Source organism: Peribacillus simplex (genome assembly GCF_030123325.1).
GTDB lineage: Bacteria > Bacillota > Bacilli > Bacillales > DSM-1321 > Peribacillus > Peribacillus simplex_D.
The window spans coordinates 5,517,518-5,530,902 of sequence record NZ_CP126106.1 but is presented as its reverse complement, the minus strand read 5'-3'; the positions used below and the strand labels follow the sequence as shown (position 1 = coordinate 5,530,902).

Sequence of the window (13,385 nt, the reverse complement as noted above, 5' to 3'; positions counted from 1 at the left end):
CCACCTCTAATATGTCTTTTTCCCTATTCTAGCAAATTAAATGGGAATAATTATATTACATTTTTGTTACGAGAGGAAAATAGTAGTATTTTACTGGTTTATATTGGAGGGGTTTGAGTATTGCAATCTACAATATTTTCTATATTGTGAGTCTTTTTTCACATTGTGGGGTTTCGTTTTTCCACGTGTCATTTGCTGTAAAAATGTCCCTGTTTTTTGGGTGTGCATTTTCATTGAGGTGTTATTGAAAAAATGAAAACCCACTTCGTTTTACGAAGTGGGTGGTTTTATTTAAAAAGGAAATCAACTAAATTCCTGCTTGAATTTCCCGTTGAGTATTCATTCCATTTTTGGTTAAAGGAAGCGATCTCCATTAATGAGTGATCGGCGGTACGGATTTCCCTTAAGAGCCCTTCTGTGGTGGATACCACGGGTCCGGGCATGGAAGATGAGTAATCCTCCCAGAATCCCCGTTCCTGCACATACTTTTCCAAGTCATATGCAAAGAATATCATGGGTCTTCCCAAAAAAGAGAATTCAAATGGTATCGATGAGTAATCGGTTATTAGTAGATCGGTACTGATCAGCAGTTGATTAACATGAAATTCACTATTGACAGGGTAAATGAATTCCGGGAATTTATCTTGTAAATCATGCTCTGCTTTTACAGCTGGATGCAGTTTTAGTAATAACGCATAATTTTCGCCCTGAAGTTCCTTATGGAGCAAATCCAAATCAAGGGCAATCTCTCCGTCGTTCAAGCCGTCATTACGAAATGTAGGGGCATATAACATGATTTTCTTATGCTCAAGTTCTGGATACTTGGCCAGCAAAGCATTACGGGCAGTCCTTTTTGATTCATCATTAAAAAAGAAATCGGTCCGAGGTATTCCGGTCCTTAGGATATGGGATGCCGGCAGTTGAAAACTCTCTTGATAAATCCCGGCCATCATCTCTGAACCTGCCGTAACATAATCAAATTTTTTATATACCTCTAAAAATCTTTTCCTTGCTCCGGCGGAACGGTTTTGAATGGAAGGGTCTTTTGCCCCGAATTGCTTAACGGCACCTGCCGCATGCCACACTTGAACACATGTCACTTGCTCCTTGAATGCAATAGCTGAAAGAAAGCCAAAATAATTATCGATGATGATCCATTTTGATGTAGCCAGATGATAAATCGATCGGATCATGGCAATGATATTTTTTGATTCAAACGGAAGGACGATGGTTTCACCATCGTCCTTAACTTGTATAGAACTGCTCGATTTCATTAAAAAAACTTTTTGAACGGAAATGTCCTGCTTGTCCATTTCATCTGCGATATATTGGCAATTGTCCCCGAATGATGTGACAAAGGTCGTTTTGTCATATAAAGGGAAAAGCTTAAAGATAGAGAATAAAACTTTGAAACAAAAAAGATAAATCCCTATCGCGAATTCTTTAGCCATTTGTAACTTGTAAAAGGTCATCTTTAATTTGGGAAGTCGAAATGCCGATCGTTCTTGGAAGGTAGACCACTTCACAAACTTCGGATAATTCATCGAATTGGCCTTTCCAGTCATCACCCATTACAAAAATATCCACACCTTCACGAACGATGTCTTCCCTCTTTTGTTCCCAATTGTCTTCAGGTATAACTTCATCCACATAACGGATTGATTCAAGGATCATTTTTCTGTTTTCAAAGCTATGATAAGCTTTTTTATCTTTTAAAGCATTGAATTCATCCGTTGAAATGGCAACGATCAGATAATCCCCTAAATCTTTAGCGCGTTTTAATAGATTGATATGGCCCCAATGAAGCAAATCAAAGGTTCCGTAAGTGATTACTTTCTTCATTTTTATTCCTCCTTTAAGACTCTTAAACTGTTATTCAATCAAATTAATATATATTTGGTCTATTAGAATATGAAATGGAACAATAAAACAGGAAACTAGCATTTCATTCCCGCTTCTTGTTTTCTTATATTTTCAGGCAATGACTTTCTCTAACTAATTATAACTTAATAGCTTTACAAATAAACCACAATTTTTTTACAAATAAACCACATTTTTTTACATTGATGATTATTGTAAATATTATTTTTTAAGCTAAAATAAAATGTTGACTAATTTGTCTTACTCTGTAGGGCATAATAAAGTATCTATAGAAATGCCTGGTGTATGACTGAATGGTATTTAAAAATAATTTTATCAAATATAATAAGAAAGATTTCATTATTCATGCTGCATTCAGAATAAGCCATTCACAATTTTACCACGTTTAGGAGAGAACAACTAGTGGAGCATCATAAATCCCTGTTTATAGTGGATGGGTCATGTATAGGCCATCAATCTATCGCTTCACATTTAATAACCCAATTAATATAAACAGTTGGCTTGTTTTGAAAGCGTTCACTTTGATGTTTAGAAGACTTTTTTGCAATTAAGAGACATGTTTTTGCTATTCCCTTTCCATTCTGGCAACATGGAAGAACGTTCATATTTACGAAATGTTTTTAGTTTTAGTATGTTCGTTTTCGACATTGCATTAACCAATATTGTCTTTTTTGTTTATCGGAGGAATTAAAGGTAATTTATAGGTGGTTTACCCGTCTGTTTAATGATATTGAGGAAAAACCGAAAAAAGTTTATGATTTTAAAGTACAAAGAATGATTCATTTTTATTTAAATAATAATTTGTTATAGGTGGTCTAAAATGATTAAAAAGCTTCTTGGAAAAGGGAAAGCAAAAAAAGCTCCTAAAATTAAGCTGAAACAAGTTCTGACCATTGTGCAAGAGGAAAATACGCTGTTGATAAAAGGGCAATTTTCAATAGAACATTATTGCGCAAAAGAACTATGGCTATATTCTAGGGAAAACGAAGATCAAAAAATAAAAATAGCTGAATCAGTGAGCTCATCTAAATTTGAGTTTAAAGTAGATATGAAAGATTTAATGCGGAAATTAGAAGATGATGAACCGACTGTTTATGACTGTTATATAAAGGTTGCCGTTCCGATCGAAAAGCTGAGCAAAAAAGCGATACTCAGTATTGAACATAAAGCTGAATATGTAGAAGTGAACGAACAGGTTCATATCGAATATCCAATTCGTCTCGGGCGTTTTCAGGAAACGTACGCGAACAATTTGAGTATTTACACCTATGAAGATAAACAAAGTGTATTCTCTATAACGAATAAAGGGAATTTATCTCTTTACTTCAATATGGCTCCTAAAATTTCGATTAAGTCTCAAATTGAAAAAATTAAAAACAAGTCGAAAACCATGCAAATTAATGGTCAAATTTTCACCAAGCATTCAAGAATCATAAAAGGTGATGGACTTGTAAGAGGAAGGCAAAGCGGCAAAGAATATCTGGCAAATATATCTTTTATTCATAATGAGGAAATGAGTATTAAGAAATATGGACTGAATCGTTATATATATGATTTGGGATTGGATCTGGAACAATTAGTCAGTGCGGATTTGGAAGATGATGTATATGACATTTACATGAAACTACATTTACATGATCAGGAAGAGCCGAAAATGGTACGCGTCGGAAGACCAACCACCAGAACTAAATTATTTACTAAAAAGACTGATGTCAGCTCGAATGATGGAGTTGCTATCGTCAATCCTTACTATACCTTTAAAGCATCCAATTTATCTTTGGAAGTGTTTAACTTCTCTACAGAAAGTTATCGATATTTAAAAAGGATGATGGGGTGGAGGAGATTCCTGGCTTTATTTAAAAAGAAAAAGGATGTTTGGCTAGTTGGAGAAAGAACGTATAAAGCCCAGGATACCGGATATCACTTTTTTAAATATATGAGGGAAAATCATCCAGAAAAAGAAGTGTATTATGTAATAGAAGAAAATTCCGTGGAAGCCAAGAACGTCGAGCCCTTTGGAAATGTACTTTATTTCAAGTCAAAGGATCATATTAAAAAGACGATGGAATCGACACGTATCATTTCATCACATCACCCGGATTATTTATATCCTTTAAGGACATCTGAATTTAAAAATCGTGTTAAGGGAGTTAAGGTTTTTCTTCAACATGGTGTTATGGGCACTAAGAATATGGTGGCAAACTACGGGAAAAATGCAGTTTCCGGTTTTAGTACGGATGTTTTCTTGGTAAGTTCAGACTTCGAAAAGGATATGATTGTAACTGATTTTGGTTACAACGAAAAAGAAGTATTCGCGACGGGACTTTCAAGATTCGACTCGCTGTTTAAGGATGATGTTTCAACAAAGCGGCAATTATTGATCATTCCGACATGGAGAGATTGGATTACTTCCGATGAAATATTTTTGGAAAGCGAATATTTTGAAAGGTATCAGAAATTAGTGAATCACCCGGCATTACATGATTTATCAAAAAACAGTGGGTTTGAAATCATTTTTTGCCTTCACCCTAATATGCAGAAATTCACGTCTTATTTTAAGGATGCCCCAGTTAGGGTAATTAGTCAGGGTGAAGTGGATGTCCAAAGATTAATCAAGGAAAGTGCGATTATGATTACGGACTATTCAAGTGTAGCTTTTGACTTTAGTTTCCTCCATAAACCGGTCATTTACTATCAATTTGATAGAGATCGTTTCATAGGGAAAAGACCGTCACATTTGGATTTGGATAACGATCTTCCGGGTGAAATCGTTGATGAATTGGATGAATTGCTAGGTGTATTAGCCGAATATGCCAATACTGATTTTGTCATGAAGAAGAAGTATATGGACAAGGCCAACCGTTTTATTAAATATCGTGATGTCCATTCTAATTCAAGGATATTCGAAGTGATTCAAAACGCAGAAAAAGATCAAAATTCACTAACTAAATTATATAACCATCCGATGTCCAAACTCATTTTGAACCGGTTTAGGAAAAGTGATCAATATTTCCCTGTCATGAAAAAAGTTTATAAAATCATGTCCAAGGTTATCCCGGTTGACCGGAACCTAATTCTTTTTGAAAGCGGGATAGGGAAGCAATTCGCCGATAGCCCCAAGTATATCTATGAAGAATTGGTCAAAAGGGATAATAAATATAAAAAAGTTTGGGTGTATAATGGTAATTTACCGATAAAAGGAAAGAATACGAAGCTGATAAAACGCTTAAGTCCGGAATACTATTATTATTTGGCCAAGGCAGGTTATTGGATAAATAATCAAAACTTCCCTACCTATCTAAGTAAAAGGAAGGAAACGACTTATATTCAGACTTGGCATGGTACCCCTTTGAAAAAAATGCTATTTGATATAGACAATATCCAAGGAAGAGACGATGGGTACTTAAATCGAGTGCATGGTGCAACGAGAACTTGGGATTATTTAATATCACCAAGTCCATACGCATCCACGGCCTTCAGGAGTGCTTTCAAATATGAGGGCAAAATATTGGAAACGGGATATCCAAGAAATGATTTGTTTTACAGGGAAGATTCTTCAATAATTGCCAAGTCGGTGATGGAAAAACTGAAGATACCAAAAGGAAAAAAAGTCATCTTATATGCTCCTACATTCCGGGATAATCAAACATCGAAAAACAATAAATTTATTTTCGAACTGAAATTTGATTTGGAAAGAATGAAGGAAGAATTAGGGGATGAATATATCCTGTTGTTAAGGATGCATGTTGTTATAAGTAATAATCTCAGCATCCCGGGCGAATTTGAGGATTTCGTGATAAACGTATCCAATTATTCAGATATTCAGGAACTTTACCTGATTTCCGATATATTGATTACGGATTATTCTTCAGTAATGTTCGATTTTGCTAATACCGCTCGGCCGATTTTGTATTACACGTATGATCTGGAAGATTACAGAGATAACATCCGTGGATTCTATATGGATTTTGAAAAGGAAGCACCCGGTCCATTTTTAAAAACAACCGAGGAGATTATCGAAACTATTACCAATATTGATAAAATAAACATGCAATATAAAGAGAGATATGGTTTATTTAGAGAGAAGTATTGTGGGATAGAGGACGGTAAAGCTACACAGAGAATCGTGGATAAATTTTTTAATGATTGATTCCTTAAATAAAGGGTATTGTTGCTTTTAAGTAACTGGTAAATTGGCTGCCTGGTCAAAACATCTATGTTACCTCTAGATATAAAAGGAGAGGAATAGTATGAATTTCTTGGTGCGTCAAAAAGCGAGGGAACTTTTAAAGAGTAATATCCCAATAAAAAATAATCCTGTAAGCTTAAGGAATAAATTTTTAGGAAAAGGAAAAAAAGTCACTGTAGTCACTGCTGCATATAATGCTGAAAAATTCATCAGGAAAACGATTGAATCAGTGATCAATCAAACCATGGGCATAGAACAGATTGAATATATCATCATTGATGATTGTTCGACTGATGGCACCAATAAAATCATTCAAGAGTATACAGCTAAATATAAAAATATCTGTTCCGTTACCCTTCAAGGAAATAATGGGTCACCTGGGACCCCGAGAAACATTGGAATAGAATTGGGGACATCCAAATATATCACTTTTTTAGATGCGGATGACTGGCTTGCCCATGATGGACTTGAAAGCCTCTATAACATCCTGGAGGAAACCGGTGATGATTATGTAGTGGGCAAAACGGTAAAAGTCGAATCTGAGTCAGAGAGTGTGATCGGGGAGTTTGCTTCAATTAAAGAAAGAAGAAGCATCACCCCGATGGATGTTCCGCACTTTTTTTATCATATGGGACCAACGGCCAGGATGATGAATCTGCATATGGTTAAAGAAAATGAAATTGGTTTTCCGGATATGAAATTCGGTGAAGATAAATGGTTTTTTACTGATGTTTTCTTTAAAGTCAGAGCTGTATCAACTACTAAAAAGCCTATTTATTATGTCAATAGAACTTCGGAAAACTCATCTTCTTTAACACGTGTTACGAATATGTTAGACAAAAGAAAAGCGGATGTTGACATAATAAAGTATATTCAATCCAAGGATATTGCCATTGAATTGAAAAGGGTGGCTCTTAACCGGATTTATGAGTACGATATTGTAAAAACGTTCGACAGTCAAACCTTTGTGAAATCCAAGAATAAAGAAGATTTTATTGAAATATTAAGAGAAGCTGTCGAAACTGCGAAAAACTTGTCATATGACTTCAAGAATGAATTTAAAGTACCTATTTATAAAGTAGCACTTGAATTATTCATGGAGGGTCGTATTGATGATTTCGTTAAGGTGTTTGAATGGTTAAAGCGGGATTCCAATAAAAAATATCATATAAAAGATGGTTTGCCTTATTATGAACTTCCATTTCTGGAAGATGAATATCGCTTTGTCAGGATACCGATGCTTGCCCGTGCACTGGATTCTTATATTCTGGATAATGTCTACCACCAAAGTTTTGAGATTTATGGTGATGATATAGATAACATAAATTCAGTATTGATACGCGATAGGACAAGAATCGACAATGAAATCAATTGCGGAGTTCAAATAGAAGGTAATAGAGGCCATTTCACTGTTTCATTAGATGAAATTGATGAAATGGAAAAGTCGTTATTTACGGTGTTCATTCGCTACAATGATTATCAATTGGTGAATATTAAAAGGATCCTGAAAAATAAGATGACGTATAATAAGAAAAATGTGGAGTTTTATACAACAGTGGCAAATAATTTGGGACTGGCAATAAAGTCTTTGGAGTAGCTGTTAGAAGTACACCAAAAATAAGCTCTCCCTTCTATTGGGCGAGCTTATTTTTAATTCGATTTATTAGCATGGTTCCATTATCATTATTCAATAAAAAGGGAGATCGGATATGTCAAATGAAAAAATACAAACCTCAAAGAGACCTTCCTTTCTATCGCTAGTTAAAAATAAGGTTAAAGCAATTATTTTAAGAGGATATAAAGTGGCTTTTGCAATGGCGGGCACAGTATTGCCGGTGGACCGGAAGCTTGTTATTTTTGAGAGCTTTTTGGGCAAGCAGTATAGCTGCAATCCCCGGGCGATTTATGAATACTTGCAGAGTCACCATCCGGAATATAAAATGTATTGGAGCGTAGATAAAAGATATACAGCTCATTTCGAAGAGGCGGGCATCCCATATCTCAATCGTTTTTCATTTAGTTGGCTGCTCAAAATGACAAGAGCCCATTATTGGGTAACGAACAGCAGGCTCCCGCTTTGGATTCCGAAGCCGAAGCACACGATCTATTTGCAAACGTGGCATGGTACTCCATTAAAGAAACTTGCGGCGGATATGGATGAAGTTCATATGCCTGGAACAACGACGGATAAATATAAAGAAAATTTCCATGCCGAATCAAGTAAATGGGATTATTTAATTTCACCGAATGCTTATTCCAGTGAAATTTTTGCCCGGGCCTTCCATGTTGATTCTTCTAAAATTCTGGAAACCGGTTATCCTCGTAATGATATACTTTACAATGGGAATAATCGTGATACAATCGACTCATTGAAACAGAAGTTGGGTATACCAATAGAGAAAAGGATCGTTTTATATGCCCCGACTTGGAGGGACGATGAGTTTTATAGCAAGGGAAAATATAAGTTTGAAATAAAACTGGATCTGGATCGAATGAAACGGGAATTGGGGGAGGAGTATGTCATTTTGCTCCGTCTTCATTATTTGGTTTCAGAGAACTTGGATTTATCGGCGTATCAAGGATTCGCCTATGATTTATCCAGTTACGAGGATATTAGTCATTTGTATCTTATTTCGGATTTATTAATAACTGATTATTCATCCGTATTCTTTGATTATGCAAATTTACAGCGTCCGATGCTTTTCTATGTATATGATATTGAAAATTACAGGGACAAGCTTCGCGGGTTTTACTTTGATTTTGAAAAGAGTGCACCTGGTTTGTTAGTCAAAACATCTGATGCGGTCATTGATAGTATCAAGACGATGAAAAATGAAAATACCAATGATATCAATCATTTTCACGCGCGGTTTTGTGCACTCGAGGATGGCCAGGCTTCACGCCGTGTCGTAGAAAAAGTGTTTTTAGGAAGGTCTGTGTAATTTATGAGTTCAGCTTTGACCGTTTTAAAAGAACAAATCAATAGTTTTTATTTGGTAAGGCGTTTATCTGTTTATGAGATGAAAAGTGCCAACAGCAATAACTACCTGGGAATCCTATGGGAAATCATCAATCCGATGATACAGATTGCGATTTATTGGTTTGTATTCGGCTTTGGAATCTTAAACCGCGGGGAAGAGTTCCTTCCATGGCTGATGGCAGGGATCGTTGTCTGGTTCTTTGTGAATCCGGCGATAACCCAAACGTCCAAATCCGTCTATTCCCGACTGAATATGGTATCCAAGATGAGCTTTCCGATGAGTGTCATCCCATCGTATGTCATTTTTGCCAAGTTGTATCAGCATTTAATGCTGCTGGGAGTCATCATCATCCTATTAGGTTTTACTGGATACCTCCCCACAGTTTACATCTTGCAACTGCCGTATTATATTGTTGCGACGGTCTTGCTGTTATTTTCATTTGGGTTAATTTCTTCAACATTATCAACCATTATTCGTGACGTTCAAAATATCATCGTGTCCTTAATGAAAATCTTGTTTTATTTAACACCAATCCTTTGGATACTGGATGCTAAGGACCATCCTGTTATAGTCAACATCATGAAGCTGAATCCACTATATTATATTGTGGAAGGGTATCGGGCTTCGTTGTTGGGGGAATCATGGTATCTGATAGAGCATTGGGAATATACGCTTTATTTCTGGGCAGTCATTATCATCTTGTTTTTGATAGGTTCCTCGCTGCATGTCAGGTTTAGAGATCGCTTTGTTGACTTTAAGTAAACTGGAAGTGAGAAAAGTTGGAAAAATCGGTAATAGTCAAAGATATAACGAAAAAATACAAATTATATAATAAAAACTCGGAAAAATTATTGGATCTCCTTTTGCCCAAAAGCTATGGGGAAGAGTATTTTGCTCTGAGAAATGTAAGTTTTGAAGCTGAAAAGGGTGATGTAATAGGATTTGTCGGGGTCAATGGCTCAGGGAAATCCACATTGTCCAATATTATTGCAGGCATAATCCCACCCACGGACGGAAATGTCCAAACTAACGGGAAAACGGCTTTGATTGCCGTTTCATCGGGCCTGAATAATCAGTTGACGGGCAGAGAAAATATCGAACTGAAAATGCTGATGCTCGGATTCGACAAAAACCAGATCAAAGAACTTGAGCCTGAGATCGTCGAGTTTTCAGAGCTTGGCAAATTCATTGACCAACCGGTGAAATCCTACTCAAGCGGCATGAAGTCCAGGCTTGGTTTTTCCATTTCCGTGCATATTGATCCAGATATCCTGATTATTGATGAAGCCTTATCAGTCGGGGATAAAAACTTTGCTGAAAAGTGTTTGGAGAAAATGAATGAATTTAAGGAAAAAGGCAAAACGATGTTCTTTGTCAGCCATTCAATCGGTCAGATGAAGAAATTTTGCCAGAAGGCTTTATGGCTTGAATATGGAGAGTTAAAGGCATACGGTGCCATGAACGAAGTAATGCCGCAATATGAAGCATTCTTAAAAGAATATAACGCCATGTCTAAACAAGAACAGAAGAAATACCGTGAAGAACAAATGAAAAGGCGTAGTTCCGCACTGGTATGAAAGTGAAAAGCAGACCCGGGCTTCGGGTCTGCTTTTTTAGTTAAGCACTTCATCATAAGCTTTTTCAAACCGCTCGGCAGCTGAAAGGTGGGAGTATTCGCTTTCCATTTTATATCTTGCTTTTGCTGCTAACTTTGTTGCATATTCAGTGTCGTTAAGCAGCATGGAGATGGCTTGTGCAAGTGCTTCCTTATTTTTTTCCTCCACCAACAGACCATCTTCACCGTCAATGAGAATCTCCTTTAAACCTCCGATTGCGCTTGCAATGACGGGTGAGCGGCAACTCATCGCTTCTAATGCAGAAATGGAAGTCGCTTCTTCCACCCCGTGGGAATGAACGCTTGGGATGAGTACGATGTCCGATGCTTCATAGAGATTATGCATTTTCTCGAACGGCACTGAACCCAGGAAAAGTACGGAATCTGATATTTTGAGCCTGCCTGCCGTTTCCTCAAGCCGGCTTCGCTGTTCCCCTGTACCTGCATAGACCAATACCGTTTCATGATGATTTTCCAGCACCTCCGGCAGGGCAAGGAGCGGGTAGATGACACCGTTCTTTTCCGTCATTCTTCTCGGAACGAAAAGCATCTTTTTATGTAGCGGTATTTGAAAGTCCCGGCGAGTTTGCTCCCGCTTTGCCATTTCCGGTTTGAAAGCAGTCACGTCAATGAAGTTCTTGATCGTTTCCGCCTCTATATGTGCCAAATGATTTATATAGTCTTTGATCCTTTGATCGACCGTCACCACTTTTGCAGCAGTCTGATAAGCTTTTCTTTCCAGCTCCCGAATGATCAAATCTTCTTCACTATCCGGAAGAAGGGCGCCCCTGCTGACTGCCTCGAATGAATAATACCCATGGACGGTTTGCACCGTTGGTATCCCGGATTCGATGGAGGCAAGCGTTGCGAAAATGTCTTGAGCATTAATGACATCATAGTTCTTTTTCAAGGCTTTAATAGATGAAGCCAATAATTTTTGCCGTTGCCGGTCATTGAAAAGCTGGCCGCTCCCCTGTTTTACTTTATTTAATAAAAATCCTGGAGCCTGGGCGAGCATCTTCCTCTTGAAAGGCGGCAATTGAGAGAAAGATAATATGTCCACATTATGGCCCCGCGACATTAAACCCTTTCTTAACGTAGTGATATGGCTCGATAGCCCTCCTTCATGAGGGTAGTTGAAAATCGTCGTGATTAAAATGTTCATAATGGCACTCCTTCTTCTAATGTATTACTTGGATGATCTGATCTTTTTCATCGCTTGCAGGCTGCTTACTTTAAAAAGAATGGATAATGCGAGATATAATCCGAATACCAGCAGCGAGATGATCACTAATTCCATGATGATGGGCAACGTCGTGGTAAGCGGATGGATCCAGAGAGCGAGTCCGTAAATGATGATTCCGATGATCGCAAGCTTGCTGCTTTCCTTAAAAACATCCCTGAAAGCTGCCTTGTCCGTTCTTTCTGTCTTTAGCCATAGGTAGCCGAAAAGATAGAGAGATTGCAGGAACATGGAAATGCCCGATGCTAAAGCGATTCCGCCGACGCCTAGATAACGTGATAGGACCCAGCTGAGCAGGACGTTAAGTAATACGGCAATCAGGCAGGAATACATGGCCTCCTTCGTTTTCTTCAAGGCATAGAAGGCGTTCATCAGATAATCCCGCAGTGCAAAGAACGGGAGGCAAGCTGAATAAAAGATGAATGCCCTATAAGTCACCTCGGTTGCTGAAGCATCGAAGGCCCCGCGTTGGAAAGCGAGAGTGATTAAGCTGTTTCCGCTGATTAACATGACGACCATGAACGGAATCGCTAAAAATAATAGCGACTTCAATCCCTTTAAGGTCAAATTAAGGAAAGGTTGATAGCCTATAAGTGCGCGCTCGACGATTGAAGGATACAATACGGTAATCAGCGGCGTGAGGACAATGCTTAATGGCAGCCACAGCAGGCGATTCGCATAGTTCAGTGCCGATACGCTCCCCGTTTCGAGCGAAGTCGCAATAATCCGATCGACGACACTATTCAACTGGATCGCTAAAGCGGCGATGATGATTGGATAAAAGGTGTACAGTGTTTGAACGATCTGCCTTTTATGAGGCAGGAAAGCGACGATGGGCCGGATTCCGTATTTCTTCAATGATGGGTATTGAATAAGGAACTGGCTTGCTGCACCGAATAAAAACCCCCAAGCCAATCCTTCAATCCCAAACGGAGCAGCGAACCATACAGTGGCTGCTATAATGACCGTGTTTTGTGCAGTTGAAGTGAGTGCCGGCAGAATGAAACGCTTATTCGCATTCAGGACCCCCGTCGCCATGTATGAAAGCGTGAAAAATAGTAAACTTGGCAGCATGATCCGGGTCAGTGACTCCGTCAGGGCAAGCTCTGAACTAGAGAAACCCGGGGCTGTCAACATGACGAGCGGCTTTATGAAAATCATGCAGGCAATGGTCAGGACTCCGGCTACCAGCATAAAGAAAGAGCCTAAGACACTGATGAATTCATCAGCTTTCAACGGATTGTCCGCTTTCTTTTCCAAGTAAATGGGAATAACGCCGGCCTGAAGACCGCTGCCGAGAGCCGTAAAAAGAATGGTCGGTATGAGGCTTGCCACGAAAAAAACATCTGCCATTGATGATGCCCCGAAATAGGCGGCTATGATCGATTCCCGCCCGAATCCGAGGACTTTTCCAATGGCTGCAATAATGGTGACGAGCCCGACCGATTTAATGACATGTGAAAGAGTAGGCATATT

At 38.3% G+C, this 13,385-nt stretch carries 8 protein-coding genes and 1 pseudogene; 5 read left to right on the top strand and 4 right to left on the bottom strand.

From position 1 onward, the window contains the following. Positions 1-287: 287 nt before the first annotated feature. A complete protein-coding gene (locus QNH43_RS26390) occupies positions 288-1,451 on the bottom strand; it encodes a CDP-glycerol glycerophosphotransferase family protein (RefSeq protein ID WP_283916302.1) in 1,164 nt (387 codons plus the stop codon). Then, positions 1,444-1,842 carry a glycerol-3-phosphate cytidylyltransferase gene (gene tagD, locus QNH43_RS26385; protein WP_057278149.1) on the bottom strand — a complete coding sequence of 133 codons (399 nt, stop codon included), beginning with the start codon at positions 1,840-1,842 and terminating at the stop codon, positions 1,444-1,446. The genes QNH43_RS26390 and tagD overlap by 8 nt, the downstream gene beginning before the upstream one ends. A gap of 859 nt (positions 1,843-2,701) precedes the next feature. Here tagD and QNH43_RS26380 point away from each other — a divergent pair. The 5 genes and pseudogenes from QNH43_RS26380 (at position 2,702) to tagH (ending at position 10,628) form a co-directional block, all read left to right on the top strand. After that, the gene (locus QNH43_RS26380; protein WP_283916301.1) at positions 2,702-6,031 is read left to right on the top strand and encodes a CDP-glycerol glycerophosphotransferase family protein; all 3,330 of its coding nucleotides are present in this window, start codon (positions 2,702-2,704) and stop codon (positions 6,029-6,031) included. 100 nt (positions 6,032-6,131) lie between these two features. Further along, positions 6,132-7,667: a glycosyltransferase family 2 protein gene (locus tag QNH43_RS26375; protein WP_283916300.1), complete on the top strand. Its 1,536-nt coding sequence runs from the start codon at positions 6,132-6,134 to the stop codon at positions 7,665-7,667. Between the two features lie 139 nt (positions 7,668-7,806). Next, positions 7,807-9,012, top strand: a pseudogene (locus QNH43_RS26370) (CDP-glycerol glycerophosphotransferase family protein); the annotation flags it as partial. Positions 9,013-9,015: 3 nt separating this feature from the next. Further along, positions 9,016-9,813 carry an ABC transporter permease gene (locus QNH43_RS26365; protein WP_283916299.1) on the top strand — a complete coding sequence of 266 codons (798 nt, stop codon included), beginning with the start codon at positions 9,016-9,018 and terminating at the stop codon, positions 9,811-9,813. Positions 9,814-9,830: 17 nt separating this feature from the next. Next, positions 9,831-10,628, top strand: coding sequence for a teichoic acids export ABC transporter ATP-binding subunit TagH (gene tagH / locus QNH43_RS26360; protein ID WP_283916298.1), 798 nt, complete (start codon positions 9,831-9,833; stop codon positions 10,626-10,628). A 36-nt stretch (positions 10,629-10,664) separates the two neighbouring features. Here tagH and QNH43_RS26355 read toward each other — a convergent pair whose 3' ends face one another. Continuing rightward, positions 10,665-11,831 (bottom strand): glycosyltransferase family 4 protein, encoded by a 1,167-nt coding sequence (locus QNH43_RS26355; protein ID WP_283916297.1) that lies wholly within the window; start codon positions 11,829-11,831, stop codon positions 10,665-10,667. A gap of 24 nt (positions 11,832-11,855) precedes the next feature. Beyond that, positions 11,856-13,382 (bottom strand): murein biosynthesis integral membrane protein MurJ, encoded by a 1,527-nt coding sequence (murJ, locus tag QNH43_RS26350; RefSeq protein ID WP_283916296.1) that lies wholly within the window; start codon positions 13,380-13,382, stop codon positions 11,856-11,858. Positions 13,383-13,385 lie beyond the last annotated feature (3 nt).